Raw genomic sequence first — 24,753 nt, forward strand, 5'->3', positions numbered from 1 at the left:
TGTCCCTTCACCGCAGGTGGGGTTAGTGTTCTAACGAACATCGGGTTTCCGCAGATTGTGGAAGCTGATTGGTTTTAATGTGATTCAGCACGTTTGTGGTAATGCGATAAATATAAAAATCTTCCCCATTTTTGCGGATATCTTGAGACAGAATAATCGCATCATCATATTTAGACAGCACGTAATACATCTTATTTTTAAATTCTACCATATCAAAGGAATGGCTAAAGTGTGGGCGAAAATAACCAATGACAAAGGCAGACAACACAAAGTAAATATAAGTGAAAATCACAATGGCATATTGATTTTGTTTGACAAAACGCATGACTTTCTTTTTATCAATATAATGCACATATTTTTCTATATAACGTTTAAAAATAAAGGTAAAACTGACCACTAAAATACCATAGCTGATCATAAATAACGGATTTACACCGCCAGTGAGTAAAAAGCTGATAATCACAATCGGAAACCAAACCACCATGCTTAATGTGGCTGCACGCAGGATATTTAAACAACGATAACTAAGGAGCGGTTTGCATTTTCTGACAGTATAAATCGCCAGTAATGTTGTGATCACGAGTATCAAGGTGACTAACACCACATAGCCCGTGCTACGGGCGATATTGCTGATATGCACATCGACATACCACCAAGGGTAACCATAAAAATAAGATTGTCCCCACCCATAAGCGTAAGCAATAGACCAGCTTAAAATCACCAAAAATGCCATGGAAATGGAAGAGAAAATAAGATTTCCAATATGTTTTAACATCTCAATATCCTTTTGAGTCCCTATGAAAAAAAGAGGGCTTATTTTATGCAAAATTGGCTCATAAATGGTCTAATCAGTCTGTTTTTTTAAGGGAAATTTGGTATAAAAATCCATCACTTCGCTTTTTCTATCGGGAGAATTGCCTTGTGGCGGTGTAAAGTAAACTCACGAGAGTTGAAAACAGGTTATTTAGGCTTGCAGGTTGGCGGCGGCATACCTGAAGCCAAAAATATGTTAGAATCAGCACATTTTGAAACATTACCATCTTTATGTTATGAAAAACGACAAAAAACGCCTCATTATTGCCCTTTCAGGGGCATCAGGTGCCATTTATGCTATTCGATTATTAGAGGTGCTCAAGCCGCTTGAAGACATCGAAACGCACTTGATTATCAGTCATGCCGCCAAGCAAACCATTGCCGCCGAAACCCATTACAGCATTCAAGAGGTGAAAGCACTTTCGGATGTGAATTATGATGTGCGTGATATTGGGGCGGCAATTTCATCAGGATCTTACCGCACTTTAGGCATGATTATTGTGCCCTGTTCCATTAAAACGTTATCGGGCATTGCCCATAGTTATACCGATGATTTGATCACCCGAGCGGCAGATGTGTGCTTAAAAGAACGTAAACCTTTGGTGTTATGTGTGCGTGAAACGCCCTTACATTTAGGGCATCTTCGTTTAATGACACAGGCTGCGGAAATTGGGGCACAAATCACCCCACTGATGCCAGCGTTTTATCATCACCCTAAAACCGTGCAAGACATTGTGGATCAAAGTGTCAACCGCCTTTGCGATCAATTTGAGATTCCCTTAGCACAAGATTTATTCCAGCGTTGGGGTGGGAAAGGGGATTAAACATTAAAAATGCCTGTTTTAGACAGGCAATTTTATTTCGCGAATGGAGAGGGTCATGCCATCAATCATTAGCAATCGACCACACAAGTTCTTACCAATGTTTAACCGCACTTTAATTGCCTCAAGGGCTTGAATCGCACCGACAATGCCCACGATCGGTGCCAACACGCCTGCTTCGACACAGCTTAAGGTATGGTCACCAAACAATTGGCTTAACTGACGATAAGTTGGGGTATTGTCTTCATAAGTGAAAACCGTGACTTGCCCTTCCAAACGAATGGCTGCCCCCGAGACCAAAGGGATTTTACTTTGCTGGCAGAGGTGATCAAGCTGATTACGAATGTCCACATTATCCGTACAATCCAACACCACATCAAAGTGCGGTATGATTTCAGCCAGTTTTTCGTTTGAAAGTTTAGCATTGAGGGTATCGATCTGAATATGCGGATTCAAACGTTGTAAGGACAATTTTGCTGATTCCACTTTAGGCATGCCCAAACGGCTATCATCGTGTAGCACTTGACGTTGTAAATTGGACAGTGAAACCGTATCAAAGTCCAACAGGGTGAGATGTCCCACCCCCGCAGTGGCTAAATATTGGCTCGCTGCACAACCTAAGCCGCCCAACCCCACAATTAGCATTTTGCTTTGTTTCAGGCTTTCTTGCCCGTCAAAGTCCACGGATTTCAGCATAATTTGGCGGTTATAGCGTAATTCTTCTTGGTAACTTAATTCTGTCATATTAGCTCATTAAATGATTAAAGGGCTCAATCGTTACTGTTTCACCCGCTTCCACATTGCCACGTTCAGATTCCAACACAATAAAACAGTTACTTTTCACAAAAGAGCTAAACAAATGTGAACCTTGAAACCCAACAGGTTGCACCTCAATCTGCCCAGCTTGGTTGACCTGATAAACCCCCCGTTGAAAATCTAAACGGCCTGGTGTTTTTTTCATGTGAGTTGCCGCCTTCGCAACGAAACGTTGTGGGGCTTTCCATTGCGTATAACCACTTAATTTGGCAATCACAGGTTGCACTAATTGATAAAAGGTGACTAAAGCAGAAACAGGATTGCCTGGCAAACCACAGAACCATGCCTTGTCTAATCGACCGAAAGCAAAAGGTTTCCCCGGCTTCATCGCAATTTTCCAGAAATTCACTTGACCGATTTTTTCTAAAACAGTTTTGGTGAAATCTGCTTCGCCCACAGACACCCCACCACTGGTGATCACTAAATCTGCCTCTTGTTGAGCTTGAAGAAAGGCTTTTTCAAATGCCTGTTCGTTATCTGGCAACAAACCCAAATCTAACACCTCACAATTCAGTTTTTCTAACAGCAATTGAATAGTAAAACGGTTCGTATCGTAAATTTGCCCTGCTTTTAACGGTTGACCCACAGGCACAAGTTCATCTCCCGTAGACAGCACCGCCACTTTCAAGCGAGGAAATACCTTCACTTTTTCAATGCCCAGTGAAGCCAACAAGGGCAAGGAAACCGCCGTTAATAAACTTCCTTGGCTTAACACAATATCCCCTTGTTTGACATCGTCACCTTTGCACCGAATATGTTGACCCACTTTAAGGGTATCAGGGAAGGTGACCGTGCCATCTTCATTGACGACAACCTCCTCCTGCATCACCACGGCATCCGCCCCTTCTGGCAACATCGCCCCCGTCATGATTCTAATGGCACTTTGTGCTGGCCATTCCCCAGTAAAGGGTGCACCCGCAAAGGCTTTTCCAGCCACAGGCAAGGTTAAATGCTGTTGTAAATCAGCCAATCGCACGGCATAACCGTCCATCGCCGCATTATCAAAAGCAGGCACATGGATTGGGGAAATGATGTCTTCCGCACAAATACGATTGATCGCTTGCGTGAGGGGATAGTGTTCAATGTGTTGATTATCTGGCGTGGGTAACGCCTCGAGCATTTGGGAGAGTGCGTGTTCAAGTGGCAACATAATGGAATCCTTTATTGATTTTAACGTGCCGTATTTTATACCAAAAATACCCGACGATCTCATTTTATTGCGGACATAACAGGCAGATAAGCAGATAAGAAGGAAGAAAAGAGGGAAGAAAAGGGTAGAAAACTTTTTTAAATTTCACCGCACTTTTAAATGGGGAAATATCAGGCTGTCACCTAATGTTCAAGTGTTCCCACCTTACATAAATCAATCCCTTTGGAACAGGGCAATGTCTTTCGACTGATGTAAGCGGAGCAAATACCGCTGAATTTTGGGTCTCAATCCCTTTGGAACAGGGCAATGTCTTTCGACTAATGTTGATCAAAAGCGGTTTAATGCATGAATGTGAAGTCTCAATCCCTTTGGAACAGGGCAATGTCTTTCGACAGGAGATCACATCATGAAACGCACTCAAATCACAGTCTCAATCCCTTTGGAACAGGGCAATGTCTTTCGACCTTTATATTGAGCAGGGATAGAGGCATTTAAAGCTAGTCTCAATCCCTTTGGAACAGGGCAATGTCTTTCGACCGTAACCCCATTATAAGTCCCCCTGATGACATTTAGTCTCAATCCCTTTGGAACAGGGCAATGTCTTTCGACATAACACAGTTGAGTATATTTTCGTTTATACTCAGTCTCAATCCCTTTGGAACAGGGCAATGTCTTTCGACTAGAAGTTCAGTTGGGTACAGAAGAAAAACCTTGGTCTCAATCCCTTTGGAACAGGGCAATGTCTTTCGACGTCGAAGATTTTAGAATGATGCTCGAAAATTTAGTCGTCTCAATCCCTTTGGAACAGGGCAATGTCTTTCGACTACGAAGCCATAAGGATACGGTATATGTTCTCGGTCTCAATCCCTTTGGAACAGGGCAATGTCTTTCGACAGATAAAATTAATTTTTATTATGAGGTGGCTATGTCTCAATCCCTTTGGAACAGGGCAATGTCTTTCGACGAAGTATTGATTAGGACGGATAGCACGGTTTAAGTCTCAATCCCTTTGGAACAGGGCAATGTCTTTCGACAAAAGTCATCGCGAAAGAAGAAATTAACGAGTTTGGTCTCAATCCCTTTGGAACAGGGCAATGTCTTTCGACGTATATAGCAATAAACAAGTTTTAATCTTGATCAGAAGTCTCAATCCCTTTGGAACAGGGCAATGTCTTTCGACCAATGGAGGCTTTATGGCTATTCGTAACCTTTGGGTCTCAATCCCTTTGGAACAGGGCAATGTCTTTCGACACAATCATGAATAAAACGTTACAAGAGAACACTTGTCTCAATCCCTTTGGAACAGGGCAATGTCTTTCGACAAATCATCTTAAGTTACCTTCCATCCAGTTTCTGTGTCTCAATCCCTTTGGAACAGGGCAATGTCTTTCGACAAAAAAATTCAAAATTTAATGCGAAAGAAGTCTCAATCCCTTTGGAACAGGGCAATGTCTTTCGACAAGATTTCCAATATTTAATCATGAGAGAATGGGAGTCTCAATCCCTTTGGAACAGGGCAATGTCTTTCGACTTTAGGTTTGCTTTTCGCATCAGACAAACCAATATCGTCTCAATCCCTTTGGAACAGGGCAATGTCTTTCGACTGCAGAGGGTTGATTTTTCTTTTATATTCAATGTGTTATGGATAGGCTTCCCAATTTTTTTATTGAGGCGAGAAGCTAACTCTTGATTTGAATAAAAAATAACCAATTTAAGCCCTGTTTGTCAGTCAAAGAACGCCGTTATTTTACATGAAATTTTTTCTTTCGCCTATGTCTATTTTATTTGTTTTATGGAGATGGATTTCACCCCAACACTTTTCATTCACTCTAGCGATTATTCTCATTTGTACTTTGGCGAGAGTTTGTTAGAATGTGCGGATTATTTATCGGGAGTTTTACATGAACAAGATTTCACCAGAAGCAGAAAAAGTTCGCAATGCATTGTTAAGCAAGGGGATCGAAACCCCAATGATTACCCCAGATCAAGATAAAGATACGCGTCGGGCTGGGATTGAGCAACATATGCGTGAAGTGATGAAACTGATTGGTTTAGATTTGCGTGATGATAGTTTAGAAGAAACGCCAGTACGTTTGGCAAAAATGTTTGTTGATGAGATTTTCAGTGGATTGGATTATGCGAATTTCCCGAAAATTACCAACATTGAAAATCGGATGAAAGTGAGTGAGATGGTGTTGGTTAACGATGTGACCTTAACCAGTACTTGCGAGCATCATTTTGTCACCATTGATGGTATGGTGTCTGTGGCGTATTATCCGAAAAAATGGGTGATTGGTTTGTCTAAGATTAATCGAATTGTGGCATTTTTTGCCCAGCGTCCACAGGTGCAAGAGCGATTAACTGAGCAAATTTTATTGGCATTTCAGACCATTTTGGAAACGGAAGATGTGGCGGTGTATGTGAAAGCCACGCATTTCTGTGTGAAATGTCGTGGTATTAAAGATACGAATAGTTATACGGTGACTTCCGCATTCGGTGGGGTCTTTTTAGATGATCGTGAAACACGTAAAGAGTTTTTGACCTTAATTAATAAGTAATGTGATGAAAACTTTTTAAATATTGACCGCACTTTTCACTTCGTATCACGAAAGCACCTTGAGCGTTTCCAAGGTGCTTTTTGTTTGGGAGGGGTGGTGTTGCTGTCATGATGTGATATTTTATACAATAAAGGTGGAAAATGATTACGTTACCTATTAATACAACAGGAAAAAGACAGGGTTTTATCCTTTGGGATCAATTGGATATTGGGTATAATGTGGCATTTAAATCGCTCAAGTAAAATAGGAACGCGTAGAATGAAATTTATCTCTTTTAATATTAATGGATTGCGTGCAAGACCTCATCAATTAGAGGCGGTGATTGAAAAGTATCAGCCAGATGTTTTAGGTTTACAAGAAATTAAAGTCGCCGATGAGGTGTTTCCTTATGAATTAGTCGAGCACTTGGGCTATCATGTTTTTCACCATGGTCAAAAAGGGCATTATGGTGTGGCATTATTGAGCAAGCAAGCACCGAAAGCGGTGCGTAAAGGCTTTCCAACCGATGCAGAGGATGCTCAAAAACGGATTATTATGGCGGATTTTGAGACAGATTTTGGGTTGTTAACGGTGATTAATGGTTACTTTCCGCAAGGTGAAAGCCGTCAACATGAAACAAAATTTCCTGCGAAACAAAAATTTTATGCCGATTTACAACAGTATTTAGAGCAAGAACACAATGCCGATAATCCGATCATTATTATGGGAGATATGAACATTAGCCCGACTGATTTAGATATTGGTATTGGTGAGGAAAGTCGTAAACGTTGGTTGCGTACGGGAAAATGTTCATTCTTACCTGAAGAAAGAGAATGGATGAATCGTTTATATGGTTATGGTTTGGTGGATACTTTCCGTCATTTGAATCCTGAGGTGAATGATCAATTTTCGTGGTTTGATTATCGTTCGAAAGGGTTTGATGATAATCGTGGTTTACGTATCGATCATATTATGGCAAACCAAGCGTTAGCCGCACGTTGTGTTGATACGGGGATTGCATTCGATATTCGTGCAATGGAGAAACCTTCTGATCATGCACCTGTGTGGGCAGAATTTAAATAAGGCGACAGAATGGAAATCGATAGAAGCTGGCAAACTTACCGTTCAATGGTGAATAATGCGTTGGCGATTTTTTCAATTAATTTAGATATTTTGAAAAAATTTCCTTCGGAAACAATGCATAAGGTGGTGCAATGTGCATTGCCTTATCAGATGGATGAAAATGGCTTGCCTGATTCTCAGCATTACCAAGATTTAATGAACCAAGTCTTTAAAATTTTGGTTCAAGTGGGGGCGTTACCCAGCACCCTTTATGCAGGTCATGTGTTTTCTTTAGGGCATGTACAACTTTATTTTTATTGTCAGAATCCGCAACCTGTGTTGGATGTGTTAAAGCAGTTTGAACAAATTCAGCAAACCTCGGTGCAAGATGATCCTAACTGGGATACTTATTTTGATTTTTTATTGCCTTCTCCGTTAGAAGTTAAAATTAATGCCACAGAAGAAGTGTTAGATATGTTAAGGCAAAGTGGGCGGGATTTAGCCGATACCTTTTTGATTGAACATAATTTTCACTTTGAAGATGAAGACAGTATGTATCGTTTTATGGAACATATGAATTTACAATCTATTGATTTTGTTGCGATTAAATACAGTCATTCGCCGATTATGTTGGAAGAAGATGAACCAATCTATATGGTTAAGATTGAACAAGAGTTAGCCTTAAATACATTGGATATTTTTCAGCATGTGGAGACGTTTGAGCAAATTGCTTCTCAACTGGGTGGAGAATATATGGGTTGGGAATGTGATTCCATTAATCAAGATAAAGGACAGTTAAATTAAAGATTGAGGGTAATGAAGCCCTCAAATTTTTCATAAATAAGAGACAAATTCGTCAATAGGTTGGCTTTTTTTCTCTCGTTCCAGTTTATCATCCGCAGTGCCCATCATCACAAGCCCGATGACTTGGTCTTGTTCTTGGCAATGAAACGCTTTTCTTAATGCCGTGCCATTTACCCATTTCCCAGAGATCCATACATTGGCAAAGCCTTGTGCGTTAGCGGCTAATTGCATGGCATAAGTGGCACAACCTGCGGTTAACATTTGTTCCCACCCTGGCACTTTGGGGATCTCTTTTTTTATTTTAGCCACAACCCCAATGACCATGGGTGCTCGGTAGGCTAAGTTTTCTGCTTTTTTGATCATCTCATCGCCCAGATCAAATTCTTGGACGGTAGATTTTAACAATTCAGCGAAGCGGTCTAATCCTTTTCCTTCAATCACAATAAAATGATACGGCTGTAAACGGCCATGATCGGGGACATTTAATGCCGCTTGTAAAATAGATTCCAGTTGTTGTTGATTAGGGGCAGGGGCTGATAATTTTTTTTCGGAACGACGTGTTGTTAATAATTGTAAGATATCCATAAAATTCTCCGTCTAAGCAAAGTGCGGTCGATTTTAGCATATTTTCTTCGCAAGGTTTTATTGAAACAAAACTTTATGCTATGTTAGCACTATGATTTTCTTTCATGGAATTGAGGTTATATGAATCCAATTTGGGCATTTTTGCGTTTTATTTGGCGAGTCATTAATTTTATTCGTAATTTAGTGATGAATTTGGTGTTTTTATGTTTCGTGTTGTTGTTAGCGGTGATTGTGGGGCTAGTGGCAAACTCAGGGAAAAGTGGTAAATCCATTTTGGTTGGGGAACAAGGGGCACTTTTATTAAATTTAGACGGTTATCTCGCCGATGAGCGAGCAAGCTCCTCTTGGGAAGAGGTGTTAAAAGAGCTGAATAACCAGCATGTTCCTCGTCAAATTTCCACCTTTGATGTGGTGTATGCCATTAATAGTGCGGAAAATGATGAGCGTATTCAAGGACTTGTTTTAGATTTAAATTTCTTTGAAGGCGGCGATTTACCCGCTTTAAACTATATTGGTCAAGCCATTGCGGATTTTAAACGAAGTAAAAAACCTGTGATTGCCTTTGCGGATAATTATGATCAGTCACAGTATTTTCTCGCCAGTTATGCAGATGAAATTTATTTAAATCCTGTTGGGCAAGTCAGCCTTCATGGCATGAAGCAAGAAAATTTATATTTCAAATCCTTGCTTGATATGTTAGATGTGACCACGCATGTGTTCCGTGTTGGTACCTATAAATCTGCGGTGGAGCCATTTTTACGAGATGATATGTCAGCCGCAGCCAAAGCAGATATGAAACAATGGCTTGATCAAATGTGGTCGAATTATGTGGCGGTAGTGGCAGAAAATCGCCAGATTAAACCTACGGCGGTATTGCCAGATGCGAAAACCTATGTAGAACAATTGCGCGCCTTAAAAGGGGATAGTACAGCCTATACCCAGCAACGTGGTTTGATCACGGAATTTGCCGATCGTTTTGTATTAGATCAAACACTGATGGATCGATTTGGGCAGAAAGCATCTGGGGAGTTGAAAGCCATTTTCTTTGATGATTATTTAGCGGCGTTGCCAGATCGTCTAGTAAGCAATGAGAAAAATAAAATTGCTGTGGTGAATGTAGAAGGCGTGATTATTGATGGTGAAAGTTTTGATGGCGAAGTTGGCGGAGATACGATTGCCCGATTATTACGTAAAGCCCAAGAAGATGATGATGTCAAAGCCGTGGTATTGCGTGTGAATAGTCCAGGTGGCAGTGCGTTTGCTTCCGAAATTATTCGCCAAGAAATACTGCATTTACGTGAAGCGGGTAAACCTGTGATTGCTTCCATGGGGGGCATGGCGGCATCAGGTGGGTATTGGATTGCCAGTGCAGCAGACTACATTGTGGCAGATAAAAACACCATTACAGGTTCAATTGGTATTTTTGCGATTTTACCAAGTTTTGAGAAAACCATTAAAAAAGTGGGGATCTCGGCTGATGGGGTGTCAACTTCACCATTAAGTGAGCTTTCACCTTTTAGTCCATTATCTAAGGAATTGAACGATATTTTCCAATTAGAAATTGAATATGGCTATGACAAATTTATTTCTGTTGTTGCACAAGGGCGTGATCTGAATCCAAACGAGGTGGAAAAAGTTGCACAAGGAAAAATTTGGTTAGGGCAAGAAGCCATTAAACATAATTTAGTAGATCAACTCGGTGATTTTGATGATGCCATTGATATTGCTGAAAGTGCGGTGAATGAGCAGCTAGGATCAGAAAATAAGATTAAATCATTCGGTGTGGAATGGATGACGGATACTGACGATAGTTTGTGGGGGCAGGTCATGCATGATTTAAAATACACTTCGCAAGTGTTGATTCAATCTCATGTGGCTAAAATTTTTGCCTTACCACCACAATATCAACAAGTAAAACGCCAGTTAGGGGTGTTAACGCATCGCAATGATCCGAAGGGACATTATGTGTATTGTTTAAATTGTGGGACGATTAAATAATTTTTATTAACCTATTGCGGTTATTTCAGCGAAATGGGAGTAATCGCAATTTTTTTATTTTACATTGTGGGAGAAGTAATATGAACTCTATGAACTCATTGAAACAAGTGTTATCGATTGCCTTGATGGCCTGTGCTGTGGTTGGAACGGCTAATGCGAGTGTTCGCACAGAAATGAACCAAATGAAAGGTGCTGTCTCGGCATTAACTCAAGCGGATGATGTGGCGAGTTTTGAAAAAGCAGCACAAGAATTACGAGCGTTAGCACAACAAGCGGGCGAAAAACAACCATCAAGCATTGATAATGCGGAAGATTTCAAAGGTTATCAGGCAGGGATGCAAGAATTTATTACTGTTCTTGATGATGCCACGAAACAAGCCCAATCAGGTGATTTAGAGGGGGCGAAAGCAACCTCGAAAAAATTATTTGATTTAAGAAATGTGTATCATAAAAAATACAAATAACCATGGAGATAAGAAAATAGCCTGTTTAAAACAGGCTATTTTTATAAAATTTTTTTAAAACCTACCGCACTTTGATGGGTTAATCGTCTTCTTGTTTGCTAGGTTTAATGGCAAGTAAATTACAATTTAGACGGTTAATGACATGTTCTGCGGTATTACCAAGAAAGGCAGCAGAAAGCCCCGTACGTCCGATGGTGCCTAAAACCACCAGTTCCGCTTCTAATTCTTTCGCCACTTCTGGAATAACTTCCTCAGGGAAACCTTCTCGTACATGTGTGTGATCTTCATCAATACCAAATTGTTGGCGAAGTGCTTTCATATTAATTAAATATTGCCCACGAATATTCCTTTCGTATTCACCGCTACTAAATTCAGGTAAATCAATCGCCATATTAATTGGTGTTGGTGGATAAGCCGTAACGAGATGCACATTACCCCGTTCTAAATTAGACGCCAGATCAATCCCCAATGACACCAATTCTTGGTTGAAAATGCTGTGATTTTCTTCTTCGTCATTTGCCACATTGACGGCAACTAAAATGCGTCTTTGGTGTTTCCAGTCGGCATCTCTGACCATTAATAAGGGGGCTGGACATTTGCGTAGAAGCTGCCAATCCATCGGGGTAAAGATCAGTGACGTGATACTTTCTTCTTCTTTGGTGTATTTCACCACTAGATCATATTGATTTTTTTCTACTTCATTGGTGATCGCTTCTGCTTCATTGCTATGCCAAACTGCGAGTGGCTGAAAATCAATGTTAGGAGAGGCGTATTTGTCTAAATAAGGCTGGATAAATTGAGTACGTTGTGCAATTACACCGCGGTGCATTTCTTCTCGTTCTTCAGAAGAGAGGAAGGCGGACATTTCATAGGAAAGATCATAGACTGCTAAAAAAACGGTAATTTTGACTTTTTGCTCGCTTTTTTGCTCATGGACTAAACGTACGGCTCTTGCCAACGCATATTGTTTTTCGTTTTCGGGGTTGAGAACAACCAATATATTGTTAAATTTCATAACCACCTCCATTACTGATTTATCCTTATAGGATAGAGAAGATTGTTTCAAATGACAAGGGACGTTTTTGAAAACTAAAAAAGGCAATCTAATGATTGCCTTACGAAACAGAATTTAGATCCCCATACGGATATTGGTTTTGGTGGTGCCTGAGAGTTCGATTAACTCCCCCATATTATTGATGGTGATGTATTTTCCTTGCACGGAAAGAATGCCCATTTTTTGTAAACGACCGAGTAAACGGCTGATGGTTTCCACCGTGAGACCAAGATAGTTACCAATATCACCCCGTGTCATGGTTAGACGAAATTCCCGTGGTGAAAAACCACGTGCAGAATAACGACGGGAAAGATTATAAATAAATGCGGCTAACCGTTCTTCCGCATTCATTTTGGAGAGCAACAAAATCATTTCTTGATCATTTTTAATTTCATTACTCATTAAACGCATAATTTGTTGACGAAGCTTGGGCATTTTCCCCGATAAATCATCGAGAATATCAAAGGGAATTTCACAGACCATTGAGGTTTCAAGGGCTTGAGCAAAACTAGGATGTTGCATATTCATGATGGCATCAAAGCCAACTAAATCGCCCGGTAATTGGAATGAGGTGATTTGTTCTTCGCCCGTCTCGCTAATGGTGTAGGTTTTGATGGTACCTGAACGAATCGCATAAAGCGATGTAAGAGGATCGCCCGCTTTGAATAGAACTTGGGATTTCTGTATTGGTTTTTTACGTTCAATGATATTATCAAGTTGAGCTAATTCATGTTCATTGAGAGTAAAAGGGATACAGAGTTGGCTAATACTGCAATCCTGACAGTGAATTGCACAACCACCAGATTGGATTTTGCGTCCAATTTTAGTGTCCATTGCGAAAACTTTCATTTAATCCTCTGGTAATTCGAGAAAATAGGGTAAAATTGATCTATCTCAAATAATACCATTAAATGTTAAATTTAAGAAGTCTTTTAAATAGACGGGAAAGGAATAAAAAATGGCCGCAGAAAAATTGACCAAAAAGCGATTAATCCAAATTTTGGTGATGTTATGTATTTTGATCTTTCTCTTTTTTTACCGCACTTATACTTATTAATCAAAGGGATAAAGGACGCCAAACGACGTCCTTTTGCGGATATGGGGGAGCAAATTATGCGTTTGTGTTTGCTAATTCACCGAGGTCTTTATCAATTAAGAACAGGCCTTTTCCATCCGCACCGAGTAAATTGAGCTTGTCTAAAATACCACTGAAAAGTTTCTCTTCTTCGTGTTGTTCTGCTACATACCATTGTAAGAAATTAAAGGCAGAGTAGTCTTTTTCTTCAAAGGTTTTACCCACTAATTCATTGATTTTTTCCGTGATCAGTTTTTCGTGGCGATAGGTAATTTCTAACACCTCTTTTAATGATCCGTATTGATGTGCAGGGGCTTCAATTTCACGAATGATTGCCAATGCACCAGTTTCATTTAAATAAGTAAATAATTTACGCATGTGTTGCATTTCTTCTGCCGCATGAGCAGCTAAAAATTTTGCTGTACCGTTGAATCCATTTTGCTCACACCACGCACTCATTTGTAAATATAAATTTGAAGAATAAAATTCTAAATTCATTTGATCATTTAAGAGATTAACCACACTTTGCGATAACATAATATTGCTCCTTTAATTATAAAACGGCGAGATCACGATCAATGAAGTAAAGTGAACGACCATCTTCACCGAGTAACTGGAATTTATCTAAAATGCTATTAAACAACATTTCTTCTTCGTGCTGTTCTGCCACATACCATTGTAAGAAATTGAAGGTTGAATAATCTTTATTTGCAAAGGTGACTTCAACTAATTCATTAATTTTTGAGGTAACGAATTTTTCGTGTTCTAAAATAATTTCGAAAATTTCTTTTAAAGACGTGTAATCATTTTTCGGGGCTTCGATTTTGCCTAATAATGGCATACCACTGGTTTCACTCACATAAGTAAATAATTTGTGCATATGTTCCATTTCTTCATCCGCATGGCGTAATAAAAACGCTGCCGCCCCTTGATAGCCGTGATGTGCACACCATGCACTCATTTGTAGATAGACATTGGAAGAATAAAATTCTAAATTGATTTGTTCATTGAGTTTGTCTGAAATATTTTTATTCAGCATAACTAACTCCTTAGTTGGAATGTTAAGAAATCGTAAAGAATAGATTGATATTTAACCTATAACTGGGGGTGATTGTATAGATGTTATTGAGAATAGGCAAGTAGAATTCGCATTATTTTAAATATAACTCTTTAATTTTTAAGATAATTTTAACAAAAACTATTCTCATTTAGATGAGCTAATTGAAATGAATTCTCACTTCTTACTCCATCTCCAATATTAACAATTAGAAAACAAGGACATAGCAAAATCCCTAATTAAAGTGCGGTTTATTTTGGAAAAGTTTTGAATGAGAAAAATTCATTGATTTTTTCATTGAAGTCTGTGAATGTTTGGTGTAACTTAATCATTACAACAATGTAATGTATTATTTACAGTTTATGTTTTACATTTGAAAGACTAAGGAAAGAAAATGAATAAAGACAGCATTCACAACGTCAACATCGTGGGTGAGAAAGTATTAATTACACCAAAAGAATTGAAAGAAAAACTCCCATTGCCTCACACACTTCGTCAGCAAATTGAACAATCTCGCCGTGATATTGCCAATATCATTCATAAAAAAGATCCACGTTTATTGGTTGTGATTGGGCCTTGTTCTATTCATGATCCTGTTGCAGCATTAGAATATGCACAGCGTTTGAAAGCCTTATCTGATGAACTACAAGAAACGTTGTATATTGTGATGCGGGTGTATTTTGAAAAACCTCGAACCACGGTAGGATGGAAAGGGTTAATTAATGATCCAAACCTTGATGGCACCTTTGATGTGGAAAAGGGCTTACATATTTCTCGTCAGCTCTTATTACAGCTTGCGGAAATTGGGTTACCTTTAGCCACGGAAGCACTGGATCCTATTACGCCACAATATATTGCAGATTTATTTAGTTGGTCGGCAATTGGGGCAAGAACAACAGAATCACAAACGCACCGTGAAATGTCATCAGGTTTGTCGATGGCAGTGGGCTTTAAAAACGGTACAGATGGCAGTTTATCCACGGCGATTAATGCCATGAAAGCCGCCTCTATGGGACATAGTTTTATTGGCATTAACCAGCAAGGGCAGGTCAACCTTCTACACACAGCAGGCAACCCTGATGGGCATGTGATTCTGCGAGGGGGAAAAGCACCGAATTACCAAACGGAATTTGTTCAACAATGTGAACAAGAGTTGGTTAAGGCTGGATTAGAAAGTGCGATTATGATCGATTGCAGTCATGGAAATTCGAATAAAGATTATCGTCGTCAACCTGCCGTAGCGGAAGATGTGTTACAGCAAATTGTTGATGGCAATCAGTCGATTATTGGGGTAATGCTAGAAAGTCATCTGTTTGCCGGCAATCAAAGTGCCGAACAGCCTTTTGCCGAGATGAAATATGGTGTATCAATTACAGATGCGTGTATTGATTGGGAAACCTCAGATCGATTATTACGTCAAATGGACAATCAGTTAAAAAACAGAAACGCTCAGCATTAAAAGGACCGAGTCATGGATGCATTAGCAGAATTAAGAGAAAACATTGATCGCACAGATCGTGAATTATTGCAACTTATTGCCAAACGTTTGGACTTAGTGAAGCAAGTCGGTGAGGTAAAACACCAGCATGGTTTACCCATTTATGTGCCAGAACGAGAAGCCAGTATGTTACAAGCTCGCCGAGCTGATGCGGCACAATTGGGGATTTCAGGGGATCTGATTGAAGATGTGTTACGCCGTTTGATGCGAGAATCTTATGCCCGAGAAAATCAATTTGGCTTTAAAACTGTAAATCATGCTATCAAAAAAATCGTTATTGTGGGGGGCGGTGGCAAATTAGGGGGGCTATTTGCACGTTATCTCAGATTGTCAGGCTATCAGGTTGAGATTTTAGAACGAGATGATTGGGAAAAGGCAGAGGTGATTTTGCAAGGGGCAGATGTGGTGATCGTGTCTGTGCCCATTGCTCAAACTTTGGCGACCATTGAGCGGTTATCGCCTTATTTAACAGAAAATATGCTCCTCACGGATTTAACCTCCATTAAACGTGCCCCCCTCGAAAAAATGTTAGCCGTGCATAAAGGGGCGGTATTAGGATTGCACCCCATGTTCGGATCAGACATCGCCAGCATGGCAAAGCAAGTGATTGTCCGTTGTGATGGCCGTTTTCCAGAACGTTACGAGTGGCTATTGGCACAAATGCAAATTTGGGGAAGTCAAATTTATCAAGTCGATGCCCATGAACATGATCAAAGCATGACCTATATTCAAGCACTTAGACATTTTTCCACCTTTGCAAACGGGCTACATTTATCCAAACAGCCAGTGAACTTGACTCAGCTTTTGGCGTTATCCTCGCCGATTTATCGTTTAGAGCTAGTGATGATTGGTCGTTTGTTTGCCCAAGACCCAGAATTGTATGCCGATATTATTGCGGATAAGCCAGAAAATTTGGCGATTATTGAGAGCTTAAAAAATACGTATCAGGAAAGTTTACAATTTTTCTTAGATAAAGATAAATCAGGTTTTATCAATTGCTTTAATCAGGTAAAAGCATGGTTTGGTGATTATTCTGATCAATTCTTAAAAGAAAGTAGGCAGTTACTGCAACAAGCAAATGATTGCCGTCATATCAATGAATAAAAACGCAATAACAATCAGATTTTACTCATTTTTTGGCATGAAAAAAGAATATCCTCTTTGAGGCAATCTGTGTATAATTAATCTTCATTTTTTACATGAGAGTGGGGATTATGAGCCAATTCTTTTATATTCACCCTGATAATCCACAAGTGAGATTGATTAATCAATCTATTGAAATCTTACAAAAAGGCGGGGTGATTGTCTATCCAACGGATTCGGGTTATGCCTTAGGTTGCATGATAGGTGATAAACACGCAATGGATCGCATTGTTCGGATTCGTCAGTTACCAGAAGATCATAATTTCACATTAGTTTGTAGTGATCTGTCTGAGCTATCGACTTATTCTTTAGTGAATAACACTGCCTATCGTTTAATTAAAAACAATACGCCTGGGCGATATACCTTTATTTTAACTGCAACGAAAGAATTACCACGTCGTTTGATGACGTCAAAACGTAAAACCATTGGTATTCGCGTTCCCGATAATCAAATTGCTTTGGATTTATTGAAAGCCTTGGGTGAACCCATACTCTCTTGTTCATTAATGTTACCAGGAGAAGAACACATTACCCAATCTGATCCTGAGGAAATTCGAGATCGTTTAGAACGCCAAGTTGATTTGATTATTCATGGGGGATATCTCGGTCAAGAACCTACTACAGTGGTGGATTTAACCGAAGACACGCCAGTGATTTTACGTGAGGGCAGTGGTTCAATTACACCATTTATTTAATATAGACGCTTGGGAAAGCGACAAAGAGGAAATATGAGAGCAACGAAGACAAATTCTCGTCAAAATCGACCGCACTTTGAAAAGAAACAAAGTGGAAACACCATTACACACAAGACAACAAAAGTGACAACTACGGTCAATGCAGAAAAAAGCCCTGTTAAAACGGCAGTGAAAAAGCCTCAGGTTGAAGGGGAAAAGCTACAAAAAGTATTAGCCAGAGCAGGACAAGGTTCTCGCCGTGAAATTGAAGCCATGATTGCCGCTAACCGTGTGAGTGTGGACGGTAAACTGGCAACTTTAGGTGACCGTATTGATGTGAAGTCAGGTGTTAAGATCCGAATTGACGGGCATGTTGTGAATTTGATGCACGCACAAAAAGAGGTTTGTCGTGTATTAATGTATTACAAACCAGAAGGCGAGCTTTGCACAAGGCATGATCCCGAGGGACGAGCAACGGTTTTCGATCGTTTACCTCGTTTAACGGGGTCTCGTTGGATTGCGGTAGGTCGTTTAGATATTAATACCTCAGGCTTATTATTGTTTACCACTGATGGTGAGTTAGCAAACCGTTTAATGCACCCAAGCCGTGAAGTTGAGCGGGAATACTCTGTGCGAGTTTTTGGTCAAGTGGATGATGCTATGATCCACCGATTGAAAAAAGGTGTGCAATTAGAAGACGGGCCAGCCAATTTCAAAGAAATTAAGTTTGCCGGAGGAGTGGGCATCAATCAATGGTTTGATGTGACCTTAATGGAAGGGCGTAATCGAGAGGTTCGCCGTTTATGGGAATCTCAAGGGGTGCAAGTCAGCCGTTTGATCCGCACACGTTATGGCAATATTTCATTAATGAAATCGTTACCACGAGGTGGTTGGGAAGAAATGGATTTAACCCAAGTGAATTATTTAAGGGATCTTGTTGGGTTACCCCCTGAAGTGGAAACAAAACTGGATGTCACCAAACCACGTCGTCGGGCAAAAACCAATCAAATTCGTAAAGCCGTTAAACGTTATACGGAGCTAAGTAAGCGTTATAAGAAATAATTTTCTACTTTCGCTGTATGCAAATATGTAAAAGGGAGCAGAATATGAAAATCCAGCAGTTACGCTATATTGTTGAAATTGTGAATCAAAATTTAAATGTGACCGAAGCAGCCAATGCACTTTACACTTCCCAACCAGGAATTAGTAAACAGGTTCGTTTATTAGAAGATGAACTCGGACTCGAAATTTTTGAACGCAACGGAAAACATATTAAATCAGTTACCCCTGCTGGAAAGAAGATTATTTCCATCGCCCGAGAATTGCTAGTTAAAACACAAAGTATCAAAGCGGTTGCCAATGAATATACGCAACCTAACCATGGCGTGTTACGTATTGCCACAACCAACACGCAAGCACGCTATATGTTACCGCCTGTGATTGAACGTTTTTCTAAGCAATATCCCGATGTGAGTTTACATATTCACCAAGGATCACCAACACAAATTTATGATGCCTTATTGTCGGGTGAAGTGGATCTTGCTATTACCACAGAAGCACAATATCTTTTCGATGATGTGGTTTTATTGCCTTGTTATAAATGGAATCGTTCTGTTATTGTGAAACCCGATCATCCCTTAGCGAGTTGTCAACATTTAACCATTGAGGAACTCGGTCAATATCCCTTAGTGACTTATACTTTTGGTTTTACAGGGGTATCTGATTTAGATTATGCCTTTAACAGTGCAGGTATTCTGCCTAATATTGTCTTCACGGCAACGGATGCGGATGTGATAAAAACCTATGTTCGTTTAGGATTAGGTGTAGGAATTATGGCGGCAATGGCACATACGAAAGATGATAAAGATTTACTTTCGATTAATGCGGATCATCTCTTTAATTCCAGTACGGTGCAAATTGCATTTAAACATAGCACGTTCTTACGTAATTATATGTATGATTTTATTCAATATTTTTCACCTCATTTAACTCGACAATTGGTCGAGAAAGCCGAGGGGTTACGTGATAATGCCGCAGTAAAAAAATTATTCGAAGGTATTGAGCTAGAGACTCGTTAAACCTTAAGACATCATAGAACATTAAATACTCAGTTTACCTGAGTATTTTTATGTCTAAAAACTTTTTCAAAATCCACCGCACTTCATCCACCATTCCGCAATCTTGTTAAAATCAGATCTAATAAGCTAGCTATTAGTGTGTTAAGAGTGATTGGGAATTGCGTTTCTACTAAAACAGAATAGAAAGATAGGAACAACGTAAACATTATTTGTTAAATGGGGAGCGTAATTACCATGTTATTCGCTGAGCCCAGCGTTTGTTTCATGTTTAAAATATGTCAAAAAAAGACCGCACTTTGGGGGATTCAAAGTGCGGTGTGTTTTTATCTTTGTTTGTTGATTATTGTGTCGCTTGGATTGCTGTTAATGCAATGGTGTACACAATATCATCAACCAATGCACCACGAGATAAGTCGTTCACTGGTTTACGCATACCTTGTAGCATTGGTCCAATAGACACGAGGTCTGCAGAGCGTTGTACCGCTTTATAAGTGGTATTACCCGTATTCAAGTCTGGGAAGATGAAGACGGTTGCTTTACCTGCAACTGGAGAGTTTGGTGCTTTTGAACGTGCCACATCTTCCATAACGGCAGCGTCATATTGTAATGGGCCGTCAATAACGAGGTCTGGACGTTTTTCTTGTGCAATGCGAGTTGCTTCTTTAACTTTTTCAACATCCGCACCACTACCAGAAGTACCCGTTGAGTAAGAAATCATCGCCACTTTCGGTTCAATACCAAAGGCTTTAGCGGAATCTGCCGATTGAATAGCAATTTCTGCTAATTGTTCTGCGGTTGGATCTGGATTAACGGCACAGTCTCCGTAGACTAACACTTGATCTGGTAACAACATAAAGAAGACAGATGACACAATGGAGCTACCCGGTGCGGTTTTGATAATTTGCATCGGTGGGCGAATAGTGTTTGCGGTGGTATGAACTGCCCCAGACACTAAGCCGTCAACTTCATTGGCTTCTAACATCATGGTGCCTAAGACCACATTATCTTCTAATTGCTCACGAGCAGAATCTTCTGTCATACCTTTGTTTTTACGTAATTCAACGAGACGGTCGACATAGTTTTCACGTACAGTCACAGGATCCACAATGGTGATGCCTTTGCCTAATTGAACACCTTGTGCTTCAGCCACACGCATCACTGATTCTGGATTGGCTAATAACACACATTCTGCAATGCCACGTTCTGCACAAAGTGCAGCCGCTTTTACAGTTCGAGGTTCATCACCTTCTGGTAATACAATGCGTTTTTTAGCTTGGCGAGCAAGTTCTGTTAATTGGAAGCGGAAGGCTGGTGGGGATAAACGACGTAAACGAGAAGACGCTGCCACTAAGGAATCAATGAATTGGCTATCAATTTGTTCGCTGACATAATGTTTGATTTTCTCAATACGCTCTTTGTCATCAACTGGCACTTCTAAATTGAAACTTTGTAGAGCAAGAGCAGTTTGCCATGTGTTACCTTCAACACGGAAAATAGGTAAGCCTGAACTTTCAATCGCATGTTGGCATAATTTATTAATTTGTGGATCAATTTTGTAGCCACCTGTTAAAAGGACACCTGCAATTTCCACGCCATTCATTGCGGCTAATGATGAGGCAACAATGACATCTGGACGGTCTGCGGAGGTGACTAATAAGCTACCCACACGGAAATGTTCTACCATATTGGTGAGGTTACGTGCACAGAAGGTGATACCACGAATACGACGTTCATTGATTGCCCCTTCATGGATAATGGCTGCACCTAAGTGTTTTGCGAGATCGATTGCACGGGTTGCGATCAATTCGGCACTCCAAGGAATGCAAGCAAGCACTTTGATTGGGCTTCTTTCAAAGAGGTGATAAATTTCAGATGCTTGATTTTGTGTGTGTTGGAAGGAATCAAAAATTTCAGCTAAATCAGGACGAGTACGACCTGAGTCATCAATTGGGGCATTAAATTTGTTGATAACAACACCCAATAAGTTTGGATTATTTTTCCCACCAAGTAGTGAGGCTGCCGCTTCGATACGTTCTTTTAATTTTGCGGGTTTTTCGGTGGCAGGTGCCGCCACTAAGATGATTTCTGCATCAAGTGCTTGAGCAATTTCATAGTTTATGCTGTTTGCATAGCTATGTTTGCGAGTTGGAATTAAGCCTTCAACGATGACAATATCGTTGTTTTTGGTGAGTTGTTGGTGATTTTCAACAATTTTTTCTAAAACTACATTGGATTGGTTTTGACCGATTAAGGATTCCGCAACACTTAACATGAAAGGTTCTGCGGTATCTAATGAAGTGTTAGTACGTACGATAGAGGTGGTACGGTCGATCGTGTCTTCACCAGAGTTTGGTTGAGAAATCGGCTTCATAAAACCGATTTTGGCACCCTTTTGCTCCAATGAATGAATTAAACCTAAGCTAATGCTCGTTAAACCAACACCAGCGCTAATCGGAATAAGGATAATTGTACGGGACATAATAAATCTTAAATCTTGTTAATGGGTTGTTTAAAAAGAAACTGCCGAAGCTTCGGCAGTTTATAATACTTGGTTAGATACAAAGACGAGCTGTATCTTGAGCAATCACTAATTCTTCATTAGTTGGAATCACGATGGCTACTGGTGTGTTCTCAGCACTGATGATCCCTTCATGACCAAAGCGTGCAGCGTGATTTTTTTCGTTATCCACACAATATCCGAAGAGTTTTAAGTGGTTTAAGGTTAATTCACGCACAAGAGAAGAGTTTTCACCGATACCACCCGTAAACACGATAGCATCTAAACGCTCACCAATAACCGCCATGTAAGAGCCAATATATTTGGCTAAACGGTAGCAGAATACATCTAAGGCACGTTTGGCTGCGGCTTCTTTATCGTAGTTATCTTCAGAATAGCGGCAGTCGCTCGTTACTTCTGTTAAACCTAATAATCCTGATTTTTTCGTTAATAACTCATTGATTTTTTCGATGGATAAACCAAGATTGTCGTGAAGGTAAAAAATAATGGCAGGATCAATATCACCAGAACGGGTTCCCATGACTAAACCTTCTAATGGTGTTAAACCCATTGAAGTATCAATACATTGACCATGACGTACAGCGGCGATTGATGCACCATTGCCTAAATGGCAAGTAATCACATTCACTTTATCTGTTGGGATATTTAAACGTTGTGCAGCTTGTTGGCTAACGTAATAATGGCTTGTACCATGTGCACCATAACGACGCACACCGTGTTCTTTGTATAAAGAATAAGGAAGAGCGTATAAATAAGCTTCTTCAGGCATGGTTTGATGGAATGCGGTATCAAAAACAGCCACGTTTTTCTCTTTTAAATGAGGGAACATTTTAAAGGCTTCTTCAATACCGATTAAGTGTGCAGGGTTGTGTAATGGTGCGAATTGAACGGCATCTTTAATACCTTGAACCACTTCATCTGTAATGACCACGGAAGAGGTGAATTTTTCGCCACCATGGACAATACGATGACCGATTGCAACAATTTCATCTTTTAATGATGGATCTAATGGGAAAATATTATTCACAATAAAGTTAAGTGCTTCGCTATGTGCTGCACCAGCACCTAAATCAGCGTTTCCTTTTTCGCCATGTAGTTTCCATTTAATACGAGCGTCCTCTAAATGAAAGGCTTCTGCTAAACCAGACAATTTTTCTTCGCCAGTTTGAGGGTCTAAAATAGAAAATTTTAATGAAGAACTACCACAGTTTAAGATTAGGACTAATTTTTGAGACATAAGAGACCTATTAATTTTATTTTAAGTTAAAAGAACTTACTTGAACATTTCTTGAACAAATAAGCAGATGAAAATCTGGTTGCCATAGGATACACCTTTCCCGCAATAAAATAAATTCACAAAAAGTCAAAAATGCGACTTTCATCAAAAAATTTATGAAAGTTTAAACATTTCTTATAACGCTAACCGAGTTAAGAAGAATAAAAGCTGAAGATTTAAGCGAGTTATGCTATTTTACGTTCTCCGATTATTGGATTGATAACGATACACATGCATTTTTTTTCCATTCTGAAACAAGGCCAACGTTATTTGAAAACCTGGCCATTAGAAAGTAAATTAGGGATCATCTTTCCCGAAAACCGAATCATTAAAACCACCTGTTTTGCTCAAAAGTTTATGCCTTTTGTGGCAGTTTTTGTCATTGTTTGGCAACAATGGTTTGCCAAATATGATATGAATGCACTGGCTATTGCGGTGATGACCGCTCTTTTTGCCTTATTGTTACCTATCCAAGGAATTTATTGGCTTGGCAAGCGTGCGAGTACCCCCCTCCCGCCTGAAAGTTGTGCATGGTTTAATCGGATTTGTACGCAATTAAGACAAGTGAATGAATCGGTTCCAGTGGTGCAAGATAAACCGACTTATCAACATCTCGCCGAGGTATTGAAAAAAGCACAACGTAAATTAGATCGTCAGTTTTGGCAGGAATTGTAAAACCCGTTGACTGTCGGTTTATGCTTCCGTGATGTGAAACGGGTTTTCACATCTTTTATTCAACTTTCTTGAATTTTTCGCTACGCAAACGTTTTCTTTTTTTGTTAGAATAGCACAGTAAAAATTCATATACTCTTAGAGAGAGACTCATGATTGATTACATTATCATCGCCATTATCGGCTTTTCTATTTTAATCAGTGTATTAAGAGGATTTGTTCGAGAAGTGATGTCCTTAGTCAGCTGGATCTTAGCATTTTTCGTGGCAAGCCACTTTTATCCTTATCTAGCGAATTATTTAACCCAAATTGAATCACCTTATATACGCAATGGAAGTGCCATTGCTTTGCTTTTTATTGCCACCCTAATTGTGGGGGCAATAGTGAACTATACAATAGGGCAATTGGTTGATAAAACAGGGTTAAGTGGTACAGATCGTGTGTTAGGTGCCTGTTTTGGCTTATTAAGAGGTGTATTAATTGTTGCAGCGTTACTTTTCTTTGTCGATAACTTTACAAACTTTAGCCAAAGTGAATGGTGGAAAGAATCAAAATTAATCCCGCACTTTGGCTTTATTGTTGAATGGTTTTTTCAGCAGATTAAAGCAAATTCTAGTTTTTTAAATTCAACTTTAACTTAAATAGGGGATCAACACGA

At 39.7% G+C, this 24,753-nt stretch carries 23 protein-coding genes and 1 CRISPR repeat array; of the genes, 13 read left to right on the plus strand and 10 right to left on the minus strand.

The annotated features are described in order from the left end of the window. Nucleotides 1–22: 22 nt before the first annotated feature. A complete protein-coding gene (locus ACPEEM_RS03170) occupies nucleotides 23–775 on the minus strand; it encodes a hypothetical protein (RefSeq protein ID WP_424403711.1) in 753 nt (250 codons plus the stop codon). A 274-nt stretch (nucleotides 776–1,049) separates the two neighbouring features. Between ACPEEM_RS03170 and ACPEEM_RS03175 the strand changes: the two genes are divergently transcribed. After that, entirely contained in the window at nucleotides 1,050–1,637 is a 588-nt protein-coding gene (locus ACPEEM_RS03175; protein WP_424403709.1) for a UbiX family flavin prenyltransferase, read from the plus strand. A gap of 18 nt (nucleotides 1,638–1,655) precedes the next feature. Here the strand turns inward: ACPEEM_RS03175 and moeB are convergent, their stop codons facing one another. Both moeB and moeA read right to left on the minus strand, forming a co-directional pair. Further along, a complete protein-coding gene (gene moeB, locus ACPEEM_RS03180; protein ID WP_424403707.1) occupies nucleotides 1,656–2,378 on the minus strand; it encodes a molybdopterin-synthase adenylyltransferase MoeB in 723 nt (240 codons plus the stop codon). A 1-nt stretch (nucleotide 2,379) separates the two neighbouring features. After that, nucleotides 2,380–3,600, minus strand: coding sequence for a molybdopterin molybdotransferase MoeA (gene moeA, locus ACPEEM_RS03185; protein WP_424407698.1), 1,221 nt, complete (start codon nucleotides 3,598–3,600; stop codon nucleotides 2,380–2,382). A 210-nt stretch (nucleotides 3,601–3,810) separates the two neighbouring features. Then, nucleotides 3,811–5,204: direct repeats of the CRISPR family, unit length 37 nt; unit sequence GTCTCAATCCCTTTGGAACAGGGCAATGTCTTTCGAC. Between the two features lie 297 nt (nucleotides 5,205–5,501). Here moeA and folE point away from each other — a divergent pair. From folE to ACPEEM_RS03200, 3 genes are all read left to right on the plus strand, one after another. After that, nucleotides 5,502–6,158: a GTP cyclohydrolase I FolE gene (gene folE, locus ACPEEM_RS03190; RefSeq protein ID WP_424403703.1), complete on the plus strand. Its 657-nt coding sequence runs from the start codon at nucleotides 5,502–5,504 to the stop codon at nucleotides 6,156–6,158. Between the two features lie 258 nt (nucleotides 6,159–6,416). Further along, a complete protein-coding gene (xthA, locus tag ACPEEM_RS03195; RefSeq protein ID WP_424407700.1) occupies nucleotides 6,417–7,220 on the plus strand; it encodes an exodeoxyribonuclease III in 804 nt (267 codons plus the stop codon). A 9-nt stretch (nucleotides 7,221–7,229) separates the two neighbouring features. Then, nucleotides 7,230–8,003: a TIGR01619 family protein gene (locus tag ACPEEM_RS03200; RefSeq protein WP_424403699.1), complete on the plus strand. Its 774-nt coding sequence runs from the start codon at nucleotides 7,230–7,232 to the stop codon at nucleotides 8,001–8,003. Between the two features lie 30 nt (nucleotides 8,004–8,033). Here ACPEEM_RS03200 and ACPEEM_RS03205 read toward each other — a convergent pair whose 3' ends face one another. Continuing rightward, nucleotides 8,034–8,588: an NAD(P)H nitroreductase gene (locus tag ACPEEM_RS03205; protein ID WP_424403697.1), complete on the minus strand. Its 555-nt coding sequence runs from the start codon at nucleotides 8,586–8,588 to the stop codon at nucleotides 8,034–8,036. Nucleotides 8,589–8,708: 120 nt separating this feature from the next. Here ACPEEM_RS03205 and sppA point away from each other — a divergent pair, with 120 nt between their 5' ends. Both sppA and ACPEEM_RS03215 read left to right on the plus strand, forming a co-directional pair. Then, a complete protein-coding gene (sppA, locus tag ACPEEM_RS03210; protein WP_424407702.1) occupies nucleotides 8,709–10,586 on the plus strand; it encodes a signal peptide peptidase SppA in 1,878 nt (625 codons plus the stop codon). A gap of 89 nt (nucleotides 10,587–10,675) precedes the next feature. After that, nucleotides 10,676–11,050: a cytochrome b562 gene (locus ACPEEM_RS03215; protein WP_424404023.1), complete on the plus strand. Its 375-nt coding sequence runs from the start codon at nucleotides 10,676–10,678 to the stop codon at nucleotides 11,048–11,050. A gap of 79 nt (nucleotides 11,051–11,129) precedes the next feature. On the opposite strand, the gene uspE is transcribed toward ACPEEM_RS03215, so the two are convergent. The 4 genes from uspE to ftnA (ACPEEM_RS03235) all read right to left on the minus strand — a co-directional run bounded on the left by uspE (nucleotide 11,130) and on the right by ftnA (ACPEEM_RS03235) (nucleotide 14,218). Then, nucleotides 11,130–12,065 carry a universal stress protein UspE gene (uspE, locus tag ACPEEM_RS03220; protein WP_424407704.1) on the minus strand — a complete coding sequence of 312 codons (936 nt, stop codon included), beginning with the start codon at nucleotides 12,063–12,065 and terminating at the stop codon, nucleotides 11,130–11,132. Nucleotides 12,066–12,179: 114 nt separating this feature from the next. After that, nucleotides 12,180–12,953 carry an FNR family transcription factor gene (locus ACPEEM_RS03225; RefSeq protein ID WP_424403691.1) on the minus strand — a complete coding sequence of 258 codons (774 nt, stop codon included), beginning with the start codon at nucleotides 12,951–12,953 and terminating at the stop codon, nucleotides 12,180–12,182. A 262-nt stretch (nucleotides 12,954–13,215) separates the two neighbouring features. Further along, a complete protein-coding gene (gene ftnA / locus ACPEEM_RS03230) occupies nucleotides 13,216–13,716 on the minus strand; it encodes a non-heme ferritin (RefSeq protein ID WP_424407706.1) in 501 nt (166 codons plus the stop codon). 16 nt (nucleotides 13,717–13,732) lie between these two features. Continuing rightward, complete coding sequence (gene ftnA / locus ACPEEM_RS03235; protein WP_424403687.1) at nucleotides 13,733–14,218, minus strand: non-heme ferritin; 486 nt, start codon at nucleotides 14,216–14,218, stop codon at nucleotides 13,733–13,735. 412 nt (nucleotides 14,219–14,630) lie between these two features. Here ftnA (ACPEEM_RS03235) and ACPEEM_RS03240 point away from each other — a divergent pair, with 412 nt between their 5' ends. The 5 genes from ACPEEM_RS03240 (at nucleotide 14,631) to cysB (ending at nucleotide 19,629) form a co-directional block, all read left to right on the plus strand. Beyond that, entirely contained in the window at nucleotides 14,631–15,695 is a 1,065-nt protein-coding gene (locus tag ACPEEM_RS03240; protein ID WP_424403685.1) for a 3-deoxy-7-phosphoheptulonate synthase, read from the plus strand. A gap of 12 nt (nucleotides 15,696–15,707) precedes the next feature. After that, nucleotides 15,708–16,838, plus strand: a complete 1,131-nt coding sequence (gene tyrA, locus ACPEEM_RS03245) for a bifunctional chorismate mutase/prephenate dehydrogenase (RefSeq protein ID WP_424407707.1) — start codon at nucleotides 15,708–15,710, stop codon at nucleotides 16,836–16,838. A 110-nt stretch (nucleotides 16,839–16,948) separates the two neighbouring features. Further along, nucleotides 16,949–17,572, plus strand: a complete 624-nt coding sequence (locus ACPEEM_RS03250) for an L-threonylcarbamoyladenylate synthase (protein ID WP_424407709.1) — start codon at nucleotides 16,949–16,951, stop codon at nucleotides 17,570–17,572. Nucleotides 17,573–17,605: 33 nt separating this feature from the next. Next, entirely contained in the window at nucleotides 17,606–18,613 is a 1,008-nt protein-coding gene (gene rluB, locus ACPEEM_RS03255) for a 23S rRNA pseudouridine(2605) synthase RluB (RefSeq protein WP_424405955.1), read from the plus strand. 44 nt (nucleotides 18,614–18,657) lie between these two features. Further along, a complete protein-coding gene (gene cysB / locus ACPEEM_RS03260) occupies nucleotides 18,658–19,629 on the plus strand; it encodes an HTH-type transcriptional regulator CysB (protein WP_424403677.1) in 972 nt (323 codons plus the stop codon). Nucleotides 19,630–19,969: 340 nt separating this feature from the next. On the opposite strand, the gene pta is transcribed toward cysB, so the two are convergent. Continuing rightward, complete coding sequence (gene pta / locus ACPEEM_RS03265) at nucleotides 19,970–22,108, minus strand: phosphate acetyltransferase (RefSeq protein WP_424403581.1); 2,139 nt, start codon at nucleotides 22,106–22,108, stop codon at nucleotides 19,970–19,972. A 73-nt stretch (nucleotides 22,109–22,181) separates the two neighbouring features. Beyond that, nucleotides 22,182–23,384: an acetate kinase gene (locus ACPEEM_RS03270; protein WP_424403579.1), complete on the minus strand. Its 1,203-nt coding sequence runs from the start codon at nucleotides 23,382–23,384 to the stop codon at nucleotides 22,182–22,184. 270 nt (nucleotides 23,385–23,654) lie between these two features. Here ACPEEM_RS03270 and yfbV point away from each other — a divergent pair, with 270 nt between their 5' ends. After that, entirely contained in the window at nucleotides 23,655–24,098 is a 444-nt protein-coding gene (yfbV, locus tag ACPEEM_RS03275) for a terminus macrodomain insulation protein YfbV (RefSeq protein ID WP_424403577.1), read from the plus strand. Between the two features lie 149 nt (nucleotides 24,099–24,247). Beyond that, entirely contained in the window at nucleotides 24,248–24,736 is a 489-nt protein-coding gene (locus ACPEEM_RS03280) for a CvpA family protein (protein ID WP_424403575.1), read from the plus strand. Nucleotides 24,737–24,753: the final 17 nt, after the last annotated feature.

Source organism: Pasteurella pantherarum (assembly GCF_049670885.1).
GTDB lineage: Bacteria > Pseudomonadota > Gammaproteobacteria > Enterobacterales > Pasteurellaceae > Pasteurella.